16 protein-coding genes are annotated in these 16,848 nt (G+C 43.4%); 13 read left to right on the top strand and 3 right to left on the bottom strand.

The annotated features are described in order from the left end of the window. The first annotated feature begins 7 nt into the window (after positions 1 to 7). The 12 genes from G5B30_RS15490 to G5B30_RS15435 all read left to right on the top strand — a co-directional run bounded on the left by G5B30_RS15490 (position 8) and on the right by G5B30_RS15435 (position 13,214). Positions 8 to 1,819 (top strand): RagB/SusD family nutrient uptake outer membrane protein, encoded by a 1,812-nt coding sequence (locus G5B30_RS15490; protein ID WP_240903238.1) that lies wholly within the window; start codon positions 8 to 10, stop codon positions 1,817 to 1,819. Between the two features lie 26 nt (positions 1,820 to 1,845). Further along, positions 1,846 to 2,847, top strand: coding sequence for a DUF5017 domain-containing protein (locus tag G5B30_RS15485; RefSeq protein ID WP_165320916.1), 1,002 nt, complete (start codon positions 1,846 to 1,848; stop codon positions 2,845 to 2,847). 32 nt (positions 2,848 to 2,879) lie between these two features. Beyond that, positions 2,880 to 3,818 (top strand): DUF5017 domain-containing protein, encoded by a 939-nt coding sequence (locus G5B30_RS15480; protein ID WP_206367161.1) that lies wholly within the window; start codon positions 2,880 to 2,882, stop codon positions 3,816 to 3,818. Between the two features lie 24 nt (positions 3,819 to 3,842). Beyond that, entirely contained in the window at positions 3,843 to 5,072 is a 1,230-nt protein-coding gene (locus G5B30_RS15475; protein WP_165320914.1) for a hypothetical protein, read from the top strand. A 36-nt stretch (positions 5,073 to 5,108) separates the two neighbouring features. Further along, the gene (locus G5B30_RS15470; protein ID WP_165320913.1) at positions 5,109 to 6,977 is read left to right on the top strand and encodes a PQQ-like beta-propeller repeat protein; all 1,869 of its coding nucleotides are present in this window, start codon (positions 5,109 to 5,111) and stop codon (positions 6,975 to 6,977) included. A 55-nt stretch (positions 6,978 to 7,032) separates the two neighbouring features. Continuing rightward, positions 7,033 to 7,362, top strand: a complete 330-nt coding sequence (locus G5B30_RS15465; RefSeq protein ID WP_165320912.1) for a hypothetical protein — start codon at positions 7,033 to 7,035, stop codon at positions 7,360 to 7,362. A 62-nt stretch (positions 7,363 to 7,424) separates the two neighbouring features. Further along, complete coding sequence (locus G5B30_RS15460) at positions 7,425 to 8,798, top strand: polysaccharide lyase 6 family protein (RefSeq protein ID WP_165320911.1); 1,374 nt, start codon at positions 7,425 to 7,427, stop codon at positions 8,796 to 8,798. A gap of 34 nt (positions 8,799 to 8,832) precedes the next feature. Further along, positions 8,833 to 9,720, top strand: a complete 888-nt coding sequence (locus tag G5B30_RS15455) for an alpha/beta hydrolase (protein ID WP_165320910.1) — start codon at positions 8,833 to 8,835, stop codon at positions 9,718 to 9,720. A 25-nt stretch (positions 9,721 to 9,745) separates the two neighbouring features. Next, positions 9,746 to 10,078, top strand: a complete 333-nt coding sequence (locus G5B30_RS15450; protein WP_165320909.1) for a hypothetical protein — start codon at positions 9,746 to 9,748, stop codon at positions 10,076 to 10,078. A gap of 33 nt (positions 10,079 to 10,111) precedes the next feature. Continuing rightward, the gene (locus G5B30_RS15445) at positions 10,112 to 10,666 is read left to right on the top strand and encodes a DUF5017 domain-containing protein (protein WP_165320908.1); all 555 of its coding nucleotides are present in this window, start codon (positions 10,112 to 10,114) and stop codon (positions 10,664 to 10,666) included. A gap of 83 nt (positions 10,667 to 10,749) precedes the next feature. Continuing rightward, a complete protein-coding gene (locus G5B30_RS15440) occupies positions 10,750 to 12,105 on the top strand; it encodes an acetylxylan esterase (protein WP_165320907.1) in 1,356 nt (451 codons plus the stop codon). A gap of 29 nt (positions 12,106 to 12,134) precedes the next feature. Further along, a complete protein-coding gene (locus G5B30_RS15435; protein WP_165320906.1) occupies positions 12,135 to 13,214 on the top strand; it encodes a dihydrodipicolinate synthase family protein in 1,080 nt (359 codons plus the stop codon). An 11-nt stretch (positions 13,215 to 13,225) separates the two neighbouring features. Here the strand turns inward: G5B30_RS15435 and G5B30_RS15430 are convergent, their stop codons facing one another. From G5B30_RS15430 to G5B30_RS15420, 3 genes are all read right to left on the bottom strand, one after another. Continuing rightward, positions 13,226 to 14,125, bottom strand: a complete 900-nt coding sequence (locus tag G5B30_RS15430) for a class I SAM-dependent methyltransferase (RefSeq protein ID WP_165320905.1) — start codon at positions 14,123 to 14,125, stop codon at positions 13,226 to 13,228. An 82-nt stretch (positions 14,126 to 14,207) separates the two neighbouring features. Beyond that, positions 14,208 to 14,963, bottom strand: a complete 756-nt coding sequence (locus G5B30_RS15425) for an ABC transporter ATP-binding protein (RefSeq protein ID WP_165320904.1) — start codon at positions 14,961 to 14,963, stop codon at positions 14,208 to 14,210. 10 nt (positions 14,964 to 14,973) lie between these two features. Further along, complete coding sequence (locus G5B30_RS15420; protein WP_165320903.1) at positions 14,974 to 15,708, bottom strand: MlaE family ABC transporter permease; 735 nt, start codon at positions 15,706 to 15,708, stop codon at positions 14,974 to 14,976. Between the two features lie 227 nt (positions 15,709 to 15,935). Between G5B30_RS15420 and G5B30_RS15415 the strand changes: the two genes are divergently transcribed. After that, on the top strand, positions 15,936 to 16,841 hold the full coding sequence (locus G5B30_RS15415; protein ID WP_165320902.1) for a LiaF transmembrane domain-containing protein: 906 nt from the start codon (positions 15,936 to 15,938) through the stop codon (positions 16,839 to 16,841). The last annotated feature ends 7 nt before the right edge of the window (positions 16,842 to 16,848 follow it).

Genomic DNA, 16,848 nt, shown 5'->3' with positions numbered 1-16,848 from the left:
AAGAAAAATGAAAACATTGAGCAAAAAAATAGCTGTTAAAATTTGTGCGGCAATACTTGGTGTATTTGCTATGGGCTGTGACAAATTCTTAGATACCAAGCCTTCGGACTTTTTTGAACCTGACCAATATTACGAGACAGCAGAGCAACTAGAGAGAGCATTGGCAGGAGTGTACGATCCGTTGGGAGCATCTGAGCTCTACTCGTACATGATGAGTAGTTATTTCGGCACTGAAGCAGACTTAGGTTATTATAACCGCAGTTCGGCCGAGGGTCCTCAGATCTACGATTATACGCCGGCACATACCCGCATACGCACCACCTGGCAAAAGCTGTACGACGGCATAGCTCGGGCGAATTTGTTGTTGGCTAATGCCGACAAGCCAGAAATGAATAACGCCGCGAGAAATGTCATCATAGGTGAAGCCAAATTCTTACGTGCTTACTACTATTTCCTGTTGGTGAGCAACTGGGGAGGTGTGCCGTTGGTGCTAAAGCCGACGGAAGGTCCCACCAACAATAGTATCGCAAGAAAGACCGATCGAGAAATCTATGACTTCATCTTAGAAGAAATGGAAGATGCTGAAAAAAAGGTGCTTTCTATACAAGCTGTCGGACATGCAGGAAGAGTGACCAAATCGGCAGTGCAGGGGATCTTAGCGCGGGTATGCCTTTATATAGCAGGCAATCCGCTGAACGATGTCTCTAAATATGCCGAAGCCCGAGACTGGGCGCAGAAAGTGATGACTGCCGGCCATTCGCTAAATCCCAGTTATGAGCAGATATTTATCAATTATGCCCGGGATCAATATGACATCAATGAAAGCATCTGGGAAGTGGAATTTTGGGGCAATGGCTCAGATAACTATTCGGAGGCTGGCTGGATTGGTGTGCGGCTTGGCGTAGCGACCCGGGATGTTTCATTAGGCCACTCCTATGGCATCATCCGGCCAACCGAAAGATACTACAATCTTTTCGATGCCAATGATCTAAGGCGGGATTGGACGATTGCTCCATTCAGCTACGAGGGAAAAAGTAAGGTCAATCATACCGGTTCGATCTATGAAAGGGATATCGCAAAATGGCGTCGTGAATACGAGTTGGATCACAGTACCAGCTTGAGTTGTCAAAACTATCCGTTGTTGCGGTATTCGGACGTGTTATTGATGTTTGCCGAAGCGGATGTTATGGCCAATGCCGGTGCACAACCTTCCCCCGAAGCAATCCAAGCTGTAGAAGAGGTGAGAAACCGCGCTTATGGAAAATTGTTACCTCATGAATTGGTAAAATCCATCAAAGTGACCGGTGCGGGAGCGGGATATAAGTCAGCTCCGACGATTGCAATTATCGATGGCGGAGGGGTTGAGGCGACTGCAAAAGCAACCATTGCCGACGGTAAGGTAACCTATATAGATGTTACGAATAAAGGACGTCTATACACTTCTGCCCCTACAGTCGTGATTACCGGAGGAGACCCCACAACAGCTGCAAAAGCTACGGCCACGATTACAACTATTGCAGCGGCCGATCCCAGCTTGACAACCGTACAAAAAGATGATCCGGTGGAATTTATGAAACTGATCAAAGACGAGCGATCCAGAGAGCTCGGTTTTGAAGCGTTGCGAAAATATGACCTGATCCGGTGGGGAGATTTCTTATCGGTGATGAAAGACACGGAAATCGAGATCTCTACAAGCAGCGCGCCGTCATATGCTACATGGGCTTTTCAAAACGTGGCACAAAAACATCTGTTGTTCCCCATTCCTATTCGTGAGCGGGCGCTGAACAAAGAACTGACACAAAATCCGGGATGGCAATAATTATTCATACAATTAAGCATTAAGTTATGAAAACGAATTTATTTTATATGAGCTTGCTGGCGTTGGCAGCCTTATCCTGTACGAAGGAAAACCCCAAGATGTCTCCCGGCACATTTCAGATCATTCCGTTTGACGTCAAAATGAGTTCCTTGGAAGTTAAGGCGGGGGAAACTGTGAAGTTTCAGTTTGAAGGCAATGCCGATACCGTTTATTTCTACTCGGGTGAGTTTGGGAAAGATTATAATTATATCGGGGGAAGAGAGGTATCTATTGAAAACCCGACTTTGCGCATCCATACAAATTCCAGCTATGGGGAGCAAAAGTCACTATCCATTTTGCTTTCGCAGGACTTCGATGAAGACTATAGCTATGAAGGAATCACCTCTGCCAATTGGAGAGACATGACTTCAAAATTCAACATACCAGCACCTATGGGAGCAACTGTAGTCAACTTCTCTTCCGATCTTACAGACATATCCGAATTCATTGTGGAAGACAAACCCTATTATCTCGCTGTAAGAAATAATATAGAACAAAGTACCTCGGGTAATAGGCCTACCCAGTGGTATTTTTATGGTTACGACAGAACGGCCAACAGCGTGACTTACCCAGGCTGGTCATTTACCGGATTAATAGGCGGAGAGTCCACTGAAATATGTTCGTTTGCCGACGCAGACTGGAAAATGGCAGTGCATGGATATGTAGGAACGGATGGAGCAGAATGGGACGGCACAGCCGGTCCTCGTGTAATGTACCACGCTACTACAGGTGTCCTTAACAGTCTATTTCTAGCACGGAATAAAACATCTACTAATGCTATGGATACTTGGGCGGTGACCAAAGCTATAGCAAATAAAGTTCCTGTTGGTGGCGACAAGGGAACTATTATTAAAAGAGATACGGACCTTCCTTTAGAGCAATATACGTACGTATATAACATCCCTGGTGAGTATGATGTTACCTTTCATGGAGGAAATAAAGATAAGACGAAAAAGCTTATTCAACTAAAAATTACGGTTACGCCCTAACAACCATAACTCAAAAATATTGAATGATGACTATGTTAAAAAAATATATCTGCTTACTACTCGCAGCTGCTCTGTTGAGCTCTTGCAGCAAAACCATGGATCTCGAAACGCTGGATTTTGACGCACCAACTAGAGAGATCACCGCAAAAGTCGGCGAAGAAATCAAGTTTGACCTAACAGGTAGTGCCAATATTGTGACATTCTATTCGGGGGAATTAGGCAACGATTACGTCTATCGGGAAGGCAGAGCTTTGGAATTGTTTGATCCTGAGGTTTCTTTTTCGTCGAATGCAAATTATGGGAACCAAGAAGATCAACTGTCCGTATTGGTATCTACGGCATTCAATGGAGATTTCTCACCAGAAAATGTAAGCGCCAGCTTTGATGCAGGCGAGTGGACAGACATTACTGATATGTTCATTTTATCCTCAGCCATAGGAAGTAATGGCAACTATAATGGTACTACAGTAGCTTCAGGTGTCTTCGACCTGTCCGATATCGTCGGCCCCGAGAAAAAAGGACTGTATTTTGCTTTCCGAAATCAGACTATCCCCGGCGGAAAGCCGACGCAATGGACACTTTCTCAGGTTTCAGTCACGGCGAATACGTTGACCGGAAGGCAGAGACTGATTGAGACAAAGACCGGCGGATGGACAGCTGTTGAATTAGGAACACCAGGGAATCCAGGTAGACCTAATTCCTCAGGCAGTGCCGTTTGGTTTCCAAGGGGCAATAGCCCCTACCCGGCATACGATAATTGGATCGTCACTGAAAAAATTGATTTTAGTGCTAAAGATATAGGCCCCGATATGGGAGAGCCCATAAAAAGCTATGCAGATCCGCAGCTGGGCGAGTTTAAGTACACCTATGATGTCCCCGGAACATATGTCGCTACATTCTTGGCGTCCAACATCAATGCCGAGGGAGAAGTAAAGGTGGTCAAACAGGTTAAAGTCATCGTCGAACCTTAATTATACTAGTCCCTACATATTACTATGAAAACAAATCTTATTATACTGTGTCTTTTCTTTCTTGTCTCTTGCAGTAAAAGCTCGTATCCCACGGACTTTTTAATAACGTTGGATGAAAATGATGTCGCTACCGAGAAATACCAATATGTGTCCTATGTAAAACAAGGTGACGGAAGTGGAGATTCCCCAAAAAATGCCGCCGACTTCTTAAGCACTGCCTTTTGGGACAAAGTGAATGAATTGCTTGAGAAAACACCAGTTCACGTTCAATTTTCGGAAGGGAGTTATTCCCGATCCTATACAGAAAAAACACTGGTACTGAGTTCAATCGGTAATTCCCAAAATAGGCTCACCTTGCAAGGCGTAGACGGTAAGACAGTCTTTATGGCCCCTGAGGATCTCGCGCTATCCAAAAGTTCACTATTTGATATTAAAAATTCCCAAAATATACACGTCAAAAACATCTCGTTTACGGGGAGCGGTGAGTTGGGTTATGCCTTTCGGGTGACATCGGATGCAGATAAATCAGCAAAGAATATTTTGATCGAAAACTGCTCTTGGACGGATATGCGGGGAATTATTTATGGTGCGGCCGGAGCGCACCAACCGGGAACAAGCCATGTGACCTTCCTAAATTGTACATTTAAACGAATTGGTATCGATAGCCATTCACACCATATTTACAATGCTTACGGCACCTCCTATGTGTCGGTCGTTGATTCGCATTTTGAAGACTGCACAGGAGATTATGTGCGTTTTAGGGACGATATGGACTACGCTCTGGTGAGCGGGTCGACCTTTATCAGAAATCAGGGTTTTGATGGCAAGGTATTTATTTCTGTCCCCCTTTTTAACAGTCGAGAACCCGTTGGCGATGAATATTTCCGTACGAATTACGCTTTCACAAATAATAGTTTTACAAACAACGCTTCCACCAACACAGAGAATGCGATTACCTTTTACCATGCGGGATTCAGTCCTCCCGAATGGAATTATCTGTTAACAGCTGAGGAAGGGAACACCTTACAAACCGGATCGGTAACAGATAAGAAAGCACTCTTGTTGAGCAATTTTGGAATAGATACAGACAAAGTCAGGATCAGCGGCAATACCTATTCGTCCAAGATAGTCACCAAGGTCGCCTTGGGGACATTCGTATCGTACGGTGCCATTTCCAAAGGATTTGCAGGCTGGGCTGACATTACAGATTTAGTGAATAGCAGTACACAGCCGTTCCCATGGGAGGATAGGTAATAAATCGTCAATACCTTAGCTTAAAACAAATTGATAATGATCAAGAAAAAATTAGTGTTGTGGAGTTTCTTTCTCCATATATGTATAACGACTGCATTAGCTCAAGAAAAAAAAGAGTATGTTTTTGAAGATATAGGCAAGCCTATACGAATGAATCTTTCCATTGAATTGCTGACAAACGACCCGGAAACCGGCCCTATAGCTTGGGCAGGTCTTACCGATGCTGACCGAAGTGCCTTAGTTGGGGTGCATATAGTCAGCGGGAAGCTTATCCAGATAGACCTCACCCCCTATGGCAAAGCCAATAGCGTATTACTATTCAAACACAGTGAGCAAGTATTATATCTGTTTGCGGGCAATAAGGGACGTTTTCTGAAATACGACATACCAACTGGAAAGATATCCACTGTTGGCAAACCAGGCATCGGTACCTACTGGGTAGGAGGAAGTTATACGATCGCCCCAAATGGTAAAATTTATGTAGGCACATTCCCACGAGGGTCCGTGTCCATTCTCGACCCTGCCACGCAGCAGGTCGAACATCTGACCCGTATTTCGCCAAATGCAAATGTAGAATATGTCATCAAACCGGCGAGCGATGCCGATGGGATCATTTATTTCCCTATGGGTATGCAGCATGGCGAGTTATGGTCTTACGACCCTCGGACAAAAGAAAAAAAGCAATTGTTGCCCGAAAACCTACAGACTTATGGTGCGCCTCCGATATGGCGGGCGGCCGATGGGAAAGTCTATGGAAAGAAAGGAAAAACACTTTTCCTATGTACAGCGGATGGGATACAGATCGGGGAGACACAACCTGTTATTGAGAAACCCATTGTGGCCCTTGATGGAAAGATTGCTTCGCATATCGATGACAATGGGAACCTCATAGTGGTGAATCAAAAGACAAAAGAACAGACTGTCGTCAAAAGCTCATTTGAAGCCTCTTCCAAACTGGTATTCAGCATTAGCGACATTCATCATGGAAAACTATATGGAAGCAGTATGAAACCGGGCAATATGTTTTCGTATGACCTGAAAACGGGAGCATTGACTAATATGGGGCGTATTGCCCGTGGCGGTGTGCAGATATACGACCTACTCTCCTATGGCAAGGGGTTGTTTACCAGCAGTTACACGGGCGGTTATATCGAATATTTCGAACCGAACCGTCCAAAATCTGCTAACAATCCACGTCTACTGGTACAACTGCATGGGCGAGACAAACAAGAGCGGCCTGTACAACTTGTCTCGGCATCTGACGGGAAGATATATTCACCAACAGCCCCGATCAAAGGATATCTGGGCGGTACATTGGTGCAGATCGATCCGGTTGCCCTAAAAACAGTGACCTTCAAGGATCTCATACCCAAGCAAAGCTATACTTCCGTGACGGCCGTTCCGGAGACCGACGAGATATTTGTCACCTCTTCTATTCGTGGTGGAACAAGTGCAAAGCCGACTGAAAAGGAAGCATGGGTCTTCCTATGGGATACCAAAACACAAAAAATATCCCATAAACTCCAACCTATTCCGGGCGCGACAACGTACACCACCGCGGTACGGGCTCCCAATGGTAATATCTATGGTTTCTCGGGCAATAATAAGTTTTATGTCTTTAATCCGGTAAAACGTGAAACCGTATGTCTCGGTGAAGTAGAAGGATCAGACGCATCGGGTCGCAGCAGGGTAATATTGAGTGAATCTGTAGGTTCTGACGGACTACTCTACGGCATAGACAATATAAGTGGAAACCTCCTTGCTATCAATCCTGCTGACCATAGCGTCCATATATTAGCACAGCACAATTCTCTCCGAGGAGCCCGCTTTGCGAAGGTTCAAAGTGATGGATACCTATATTATCCGACTGGCCCATCGCTGATGCGTGTCCGAGTTATACATTAAAGGTCTATGCGTATTACATACAATCTTAATATTAATCCATTTAAAACAAAAAAACATGAAAAAATCACTTTTAATTGCAGCTATTTCGATGTTTCTATCATTTGGCCTGAACGCACAAACAAAACCAAAAGGTATATTCTTACACCATAAAGCGGTGATGGATGAATTGAACATGACTCCCGAACAACGTACAAAAATCGTGGAAATCAGAAAAGCGACAGATGTCAAATCTATCGTGGATGATACAACATTGAGTGAAAGCGAAAAGAAAAAAGCAAAAATAGAAATGTACCGTAAGCGTACACAAGAACAAAATGCCGTCCTGACACCAGAACAACTGGCAAAACTAAAGAAAATGAAGGCCGAAGCAAAGAAGGGAAATTAAAGTAATGCTAAGCAGGGAGAAACCACCTTGAATTGATTCATAGACCACCACTCAAACAAAACATGAAAAGTATCGTCATCAGTTTAGCCTTGATCATCGTAGGTTTTCCTCTTTTTGCGAAAGAGTATTCTATTCATTCTGCCGAAGAGTTGAATACAATTCATCTAGCTGCTGGTGATATAGTCTTGTTGAAAGGCGAAACGTGGCAAGACCAAAAGCTTGTATTCAAAGGACAAGGAACAGAGACATCTCCTATCCTATTGACTGTAGAAAATCCAGGAGAAACAATATTGACCGGAAGCTCTAGTTTAATCATCGAAGGATCCTGGTTGATCGTAGATGGATTACTCTTTAAAAATGGCTATACATTAAAAGAAAATGTTATATCATTTTCAGCGAAATCTAACAACTGTAGACTGACAAATTGCGCTATCGTGAATTACAATAATCCTGATAAAGCAGTAAGAAACAGCTGGATCGTCCTCTATGGCACGAAAAACCGAGTCGACCATTGCTATATCGAAGGCAAAACTCACCTCGGTACAACCATCGGAGTCTATGTTTCGGATCAACCTAATTACCATCGGATCGACCACAACTATTTTGCCAATCGGCCCCCTCTCGGGAGAAATGGAGGTGAGACGATTCGAATGGGAACCGACAAATGGTCGATGCACGACTCCTTTACCCTGGTTGAAGAAAATGTATTTGTTAACTGTGACGGTGAAATAGAAATCATCTCCAACAAATCCACCAATAATACGATCCGTAACAACTTGTTCTATGAAAGCAAAGGAATGGTAACCCTAAGACACGGCAACAAAGCAAATGTTTATGGAAACTATTTCATTGGAAATCAAAAAGAAAGGACAGGCGGGATCCGAATAATCGGCGAAGATCACAAGATAACTAACAATTACTTTCATGGACTCACCGGTGTGGGGTTGAACGCCACCATAACATTTATGAATGCATGGGAAAATCCGCCCTTACACGGATATTGGCAAATAAAAAACACCGAAGTCCGAGGGAATACGATAGTGGATTGCGCAGAGCCGATTGTCATAGGTTCTGGTAAAAATGAAAAAACGGTGTTGCCCCCATGGAATAATTTAATCGCCGACAACATTGTCGTGTCGGCAAAAGATACAGCAATTACGTGGACAGAAGCCAAGGCGAAAAATCCAGAAAATATCAAATTTGAGAATAATGTATTTTTTAATGTAAAGCGACCGCAAAATGAACCTTATCCTACAGGTGTACGGATCGAAGACCCCAAATTAAAACGGGATACCTATGGCGTCATGGAAAGGACAAAAGAAACCACAAAAGGAACGGGATTCGAAGCCGAGACCAGTATTCAAGCTTCACTATTCAACGCAAAAGATATTGGTCCCCATTGGTTGACGCTGAAAAGAGATTTTCGCATAAAATAATAGTGATAAATACTTCAAATATAATTGGACTATAATGAAAAAACAACTTATCATAGACACACCAGATCTGCAACGGATGCCAAGAGCTTTGTGGCTAACTACCTTACTGGTGCTTTCCATCACGTTAGTGGTATCTGGGCAATCGACGACCAACGCCCTTGATCGGGAATTAAAAATTCTGCGAAACCTAAGGTATGGCGATAAACCACCCGTCCCCTATGATTCCGATACGTCTAGTGACCGCACCCTTGATCTGTATCTACCTCTGCATACCACTAAGAAAAAGGTCCCTGTCTTCCTGTACATACATGGGGGTGGCTTCTCCGGTGGTGATAAGTCTGCGCTTTCTGGCCTTTTACGTAAGTTGGCGGACAGGGGGTTTGCCGTAATGTCGGTCAACTATAGACTTTATCTCAAACACCATAAGACCTCAGGAGCCAGCGCTCGGGCTAATATGAGTAAGGGACTCCGGGCAAATGGCAAATTTCATCCCGCCATGCAAGAAGCCGTACAGACCGCTACAGAAGATATTATCCAAGTGCTGAGCTGGATAAAAGAAAAATCAGGCGAATACCCTTTTGACCTAAAGCGAGTCGCAATCGGCGGTGGGTCGGCGGGTGCAATGGCCGCATTGCATGTAGCTTATGCATCCGGACAAAGGATAGTGCCTATTCGAGCAGTCGTTAATTTCTGGGGCGGATTACAAGATGCATCCATCATCCAAAAGCCAGCTCCTCCTTTGCTGACCTTTCATGGGGAGAAAGACGACTTGATACATGTGGATTATGCTTATGCACTGGATCGTCAAATGAAAAAGATTGGAGCAGTCTCCGAGACACATATTATCAAAGATAAAGGGCACGCTATATACAAAATCATCGAAGCCGAATACGTAGATACCATTGTCAATTTTTTAAACTAATTTTTTTACATAATTCAAATTCATCATGAAAAAATCACTTTTATTAGCAGGATTGTTATTCGCAATTTCATTGACTGTCAGTGCACAGCAAAAAAAAAGCACGGTATTTTTACATAAGATAGCGACCATGAACGAAATTGGCCTAAATGAAGAACAACAGGCGAAAATCACCAATTTGACACAACAGTCATTTAAAGACATCGCAAAAATCAGAAAAAACACCGATCTGTCCGATTCGGAGAAAAAATCTGCAATCTCGAAGGTCTACAGAAAAAGACAGAAAGATTACGAAGCCGCATTGACGGCGGAGCAGCTAAAAAAATACAATGACTTAAAAGAAGCGGCAAAAAACCAATAGGGATATAAATATATTACTCCATAAAAAAGAACTATGAGAAATTATCTAAGTAAATTTTTGCAACTGACGGCTGTTATTATATTTTTAACGCTTAATAATGTGTATGCCCAGAAAGACAAAACAACCGTGTCATTTAAGACCAGTGTGCAATATGGCAAACAGTCGAATAACCTGTCTATATGGGTATCATCCGATTTTAACGGAGATTATACGTTAGAATCAATTAAATCGGCAACATGGGAAGACATCACGAAGAAGGTGAATTTTGCTACGGATAAAGTACCTGTTGAATCCGGAGAAATAGATGTTTCCAAAAACAAGTTGGTTAACAAACCCCTCTACATTGCTTTTAAATATATCGGGCAAGCGTCTGCAAGGCCAGCACAGCGGGGCTGGGGTGTATCCAATGTGGTTGTCAATAACAATGGGAAATCCAAAACCATCGCTATCAAGGACTTTCAAATTATTAATAACAAAGATAACCATGAAGGGACAACATGGATAAAAGGAGCAGACACCATGAGATTCCGTTCCAATCAATCTGTTAAAGCGTCAGAAAGCTGGGCTATTGCCAAAATTATAGAATAGTAAATATATGGTAGCCCCTAATAACCGGGCTGCCGTATATTTTTCGGACGGCATAAATCTACAACAGTATCTCTATATTAAAAATGAAATCAACAATTAAACTGGTTCTTGCGTTTATACTCGCAAACATCCAATATCCAATACGTGCCCAAGTCGCTACAGCAGGAATAGATGTAGAAGATCTTAGAACCGTCGAAGCCAGAGGTCTGGACTTTTCGATAACGCTTGATAAAAGCGACTGGCTATATACCGTAGGAGAACCAACGGAATTCACCATAAAGTTATTTGTAGACGGCAAGCCAATAGAGGCTGCTAATCTATCGTATACGATTGGCCCTGAAAAAATGCCTCCTGTCAAGAGAGGCACAATCGCCATCACCGATGGATATGCCAAGCTGTCCGGTGGAACAATGCATGAAGCAGGTTTCTTGCGATGTGAAGTATCGGCAAATATCAATGGAAAAGTACAGAAAGCAGCAGCGACCGCAGCTTTTGATCCCGAAAAAATCAAGCCCACAGCAACAATGCCTGCGGATTTTGAACAATATTGGGCAGCAGCTATCAACGATGCAAGAAGCATTCCCTTGGATTATAAACTCACACCTATCCCCAAAAAAAGCAACGACCTGGTAGATGTGTATCAAGCAGAGTATCACTTTCTGAACAATGGCATCCAAAAGTTTTACGGTGTGCTTAGTGTTCCCAAAAAAGAAGGGAAATATCCCGCGATCATACGTTTTCCCGGAGCAGGGTATGCACCACTTGGCGGAGATCAAACGACTGCCGCCAAAGGCTTCATTACATTAGATATCTATATACATGGCAGACCCGTGACAATGGATAGATCGTACTATGAAGATTTGCAACACAATGAATTGAAAGAGTATCGCACTCAAGGTATCACAAACAAAGACTCTTACTATTATAAGAACGTTATTTTAGGATGTGTCCGATCGGTAGATCTTATCTATTCGCTGCCTCAATTTGACCGCAAGAATATTGGTGGTTGGGGTTCCAGTCAAGGCGGCGCACTGTCTATCATCACGACATCACTGGAAAACAGAATCAACTACCTTGTTGCCCTTTGCCCAGCGATGTGTGACCACACCGGATATTTGAGTAACAGGGCCGGAGGATGGCCCCATGTCTTTGCTAAGCCGGCGTTCTACCAAGACCATAAAGATCAAATCATGAATACCGTATCCTACTATGATGTGGTCAACTTTGCAAGACGTCTAAGGGTACCGGGGTTCTTTTCTTGGGGTTTCAATGATAGGGTCACGCCGCCCACCTCGATTTATGCGGCTTACAATACTATACAGTCCCCAAAGCAGGTCTCCATCATACGCGATGGCGAACACAAGATCTACCCGGAACAGAAAAAAGTTACCTACGCTTGGCTGATCGAAAAGCTGAAACAGCAAGCGACCGATAACTAAAAACAAGATCAAAACATACAATAGAGTATATGAAACGATTGGAAAATAATCTGAAATCCCTTTTAAAAGAGGGCACGGTGATTCCTGCCCACCCGTTGTGCCTCGACGAAAACCGTCAATTTGATGAGGAGAACCAGCGATTGCTCACGCAATATTATCTCCAGAGCGGAGCTGGCGGAATCGCCGTAGGCGTGCATTCCACTCAATTTGAGATACGCCGTCCCGAACACAATCTTTTGGAAACAGTACTTCGAGTCTCGGCCGACGAGGTAGAACAATCTGAACTCTCCCGCCCTTTTGTTAAGATTGCCGGAATATGCGGACCCGTTGAGCAAGCGATCGATGAAGCACATCTTGCGGTAAGTCTGGGTTACGATATGGGATTGCTCAGCATGGGAGGGCTGCAGGGATTAACGGAAGAACAGATCTTAAACCGCACCCGAGAAGTTGCAAAAATCATCCCGGTATTCGGCTTTTATCTACAACCCTCTGTAGGCGGTAGGATATTTACTTATGATTTTTGGTCAAAGTTTGTCGAGATAGACAATGTAGAAGCTATAAAATGTGCCCCTTTCAACCGATACCAAACGCTGGACGTTGTACGTGCTCTTGCTTATTCTTCCAAGCGAGACCAGATCGCTTTATATACCGGAAATGACGATACCATTGTGCAAGATCTTTTATCCATTTATCGATTCAATGTCCAAGGAGAAGAGGTCGAGATCGAGTTTAGTGGCGGTTTATTGGGACACTGGGCCGTTTGGACTAGCCGAGCAGTAGAACTTTTGGACAAGGTGAGAGCTTATAAAAACAACCCAAATCCAGAACTTTGGAGAGCATTGCAAATATTATCCAATCAGACTACCGATGCCAATGCGGTATTGTTTGATGCAGCAAACAGTTTTCAAGGCTGTATCCCAGGTATACATGAAGCATTGCGGCGACAGGGATTGATGAAAAACATCTTATGCCTCAACCCAAATGAAATATTATCGACGGGTCAGTATGATGAACTATCGCGGATACATAAAGCATACCCGGAGCTGACGGATAATGAATTTGTACAGGGCTTTCTTGCCATAGCCCAAGGCAGGCAAGCCGTTGGTTAACCATCTGAGGGTCAAGTATTTTTCCTAAACTTTCCAAATACACCTAACGGAAGTTTAGGACCCGCGGTAGCTTGTAGGTACAGCTCACCGACCTCGAGATTTTCGACCTGCGAAAAAGCGGTTTTGATCAGATTTTCGACGATAACCGATGAGAAGCCTAGAGAATAGGTATTGAGGATCAAAAAATGTTCCTTTGGGTCGAGGAGCTGGACAACATCTTGCATCATTTCCATGATATGATCTTCGAGCTTCCATTTCTCGCCTTTCGGACCATGCCCATACGCAGGGGGATCCAAGATGATACCATGATATCTGTTACCACGTTTGAGTTCACGTTTGACAAACTTCAACGCATCTTCAACCACCCACCGGATGTTGTCCAACCCGGACAGCTCCTGGTTTTCGTTGGCCCAGGTCACTACCTGCTTGATCGAATCGACATGAGTAGTATCAGCACCTGCCGCTTTGGCGATCAGGGAAGCCCCACCAGTATAAGCAAATAAGTTAAGTACTTTGGGATTCGGAGTTTTAAAAGATCGGACGGATTCAGAAATATAGTCCCAATTGACTGCTTGCTCCGGAAAAATACCGACATGCTTAAACGAAGTCAGTCCCAACCGGAACTTAATCGCTACGTCCTTGTTTTTGTATGTAATATGCCAGCGATCGGTCGTTTTCGGATTCTTTTTGAGCCAGTCGCCACTGGTAGCTGATCTACCCCGGAATTTGATGTGGTAACGTTTGTTCCATTCCGCATCGCCAAGTGCTTTCGGCCATACGGCCTGCGGTTCCGGACGAATCAAAATCAGGTCACCAAACCGTTCTAATTTTTCAAAATCACCACAGTCGATGAGTTCGTAGTCTTTCCAGTGCTGCGGTGTGAGTAGCTGTATATTCGTTTCCGTCGACAAAATATCCTTTTTTGCAAAGGTAGGCAAAATCGACAGCACTTAATACACAAATTTACGGATCACATCGCTATGGAGATTGATCTTACTTAATCACTTCCCGCGCGGCTTTCATTAAGGGACTCGCAAATACAAAATCATTCAGTTCCTTGGTATCGGAACGTAAGATATCATCTTTGGTGCCCTCCCAGAATTTTTGACCCTGATATAAAAACATAATATAATCACCGATACCCATGACCGAATTCATATCGTGTGTCACGACGATCGTCGTACATTGAAATTCGTCTGTTAAATCCTGCACCAACTCATCGATTAAAATCGCCGTTGCCGGATCTAGCCCTGAATTGGGTTCATCACAAAAAAGATACTTGGGGTTCATACTGATCGCACGGGCAATCCCTACTCTTTTCTTCATCCCTCCCGATAACTCAGCGGGATATAGCTTATTGGTTTTGGTAAGATTAACGCGTTCCAAACAGAAGTTTGCACGCTCGATTTTTTCCTTTCTGCTCATGTCGGAAAACATATCCAAGGTAAAGATGATGTTCTGCTCAACGGTCATGGAATCAAACAAAGCCGAGTTTTGAAACAACATCCCTATTTCTTTACGTATAGGCACCTTCTCTTCAAAATCCATTTTTGTAAATTCCTGGTCATCAAAAAATACCCGACCCTGATCGGGTTTATGTAACCCGACGATACATTTCAGCAAGGTACTTTTCCCCGAACCCGACCCACCGATGATCAAACTGACTCTGCCCGGCTCAAAAACAGCATCAATTCCCTCTAACACCTTGTTATCGCCAAACGATTTATGTATATCCTGAACTTCTATCATCTTCTAATTCTTATAACATCAATGCTGTGATCAGATAGTCACTAGCCAAAATAACGATACATCCAACGACTACCGCCTTAGTCCCCGCTTGTCCGACTTCCAATGCACCGCCTCTAACAAAAAAGCCTTTATATGCCGGAACAGAGGTAATAATAAAACCATACACAAATGCCTTGACCATGGCTACAGCAACCGTAAAACCGTTAAACGATTCACGAATTCCCATAATATAATCGCTGGAGCTCACAGCTCCGGTCAAAGAACCGCCAAATAAACCACCTATCAATGCACAAAATATGGCTATCGTCACTAAGACGGGTACCATGATTACTCCTGCAATTATTTTGGGCAAGATGAGATAGCCAGCTGCATTGATACCCATAATCTCCAGTGCATCAATTTGCTCGGTAACACGCATGGACCCGATTTGCGAGGATATCGAAGACCCTACCTTCCCCATCAACACTAACGCCGATATCGTCGGTCCCAATTCCAAAATATTCGAATCCCGGTTGATCTGCCCGATTACAGAATTGGGGATGAGGTCCGATACCAATTGAAAGGCAATCTGCATGGTCATTACTGCTCCAATGAATGTCGAGATAATAATAATTAGGCCAACCGACCCCACACCTATCTCGTTCATTTCATGAAGGATTTCCCGCCAATAGATCTTCCACTTTTCTGGTTTTTTAAAGATCTTTTTTAATAGCAGGATGTATTCGCCAAAATGGAAAAAAAACATATATTATCTTCTTCTTGTTATGCTAAAATACATATTTATATGAGAGCTTGTTTAAAAATTTATCTAATAATTTGTTTTGAAGAAAAACATACTCACCGTCTATAACGGGTTATTGATCGATTTATACCTATAAACGGCCTAATTTCTTTAAATAATTAAAAGCAAGGTCCGTAGCTTTACACAATAAATGGTATATTTCGTCCAGATATTGCTCAATTGAATACAGCATGAATAAAAAAGTCGGCACAGGCATTTGGTTTATTTTCTTCGGGATTATCATCCTGCTCGATAACTTCGATGTCATCGATTTTAATTTTTATGCCCTCTTGGATTATTGGCCACTGATTATCATCGCTGTGGGGATCCATATTTTATTGCAGAACAGGCGAAATGGACCGATGTGGTCTGCGCTTGTTAGTCTCTGCATGTGCATTTTTTTATTATATATCGGCCTCACCTCGACAAAACGCTTCAATCTACCGATCTTCACATCGAACAATTCCGCACAAGACAGCACGTTAAAGGATACCGTGACGTTGGCGTTTCCACCTAACGTTAACGCAGCAACGTTGACTTTCGACCTCGGTGCGGCGGCATTAGTACTGGATAGTCTGCCTTCCAAAGACCTTATCCAGGCTAGCTCTCCTAATGGCAATGGAGGATTGAAGGTCGAAAATAACTTAAAAGGAGATAGAAGCTATATCGAAATAACAGGAGTTACACAGAAAGCAAGCACCCATCAAAATAGTATTCATCTGGCCTTAAATACCGCACCTATCTGGAGCCTGAAATTCAATATGGGCGCAGCAAGTTTTACGGGTCACCTTGCCCCTTATAAATTCACAGACCTTGAGATCAACGCCGGTGTGACTTCTTTAACGCTACACCTCGGCATGCCTCGGCTCTCCCTATCGACTATCGAAATCAATACAGCAGCATCTTCCTGCACGATCAATCTACCCAAAACTGCGGCATGTCAAATCGAACATGATAGTATGCTTTCCAGCCAGACGCTGGAAGGGTTCGTTAAAGAGGATAATACCTATAAGACAGAAAACTATGATCAGGCAACAAATAAATACCTATTGAAGATAAAAGGTGCTGCTAATTCTATTGCAATTCATAGGATATAAATACCTA

It is taken from the genome of Sphingobacterium sp. SGG-5 (assembly GCF_011043525.1).
Taxonomy (GTDB): domain Bacteria; phylum Bacteroidota; class Bacteroidia; order Sphingobacteriales; family Sphingobacteriaceae; genus Sphingobacterium.
This window is presented reverse-complemented; position numbering and strand designations above follow the sequence as displayed.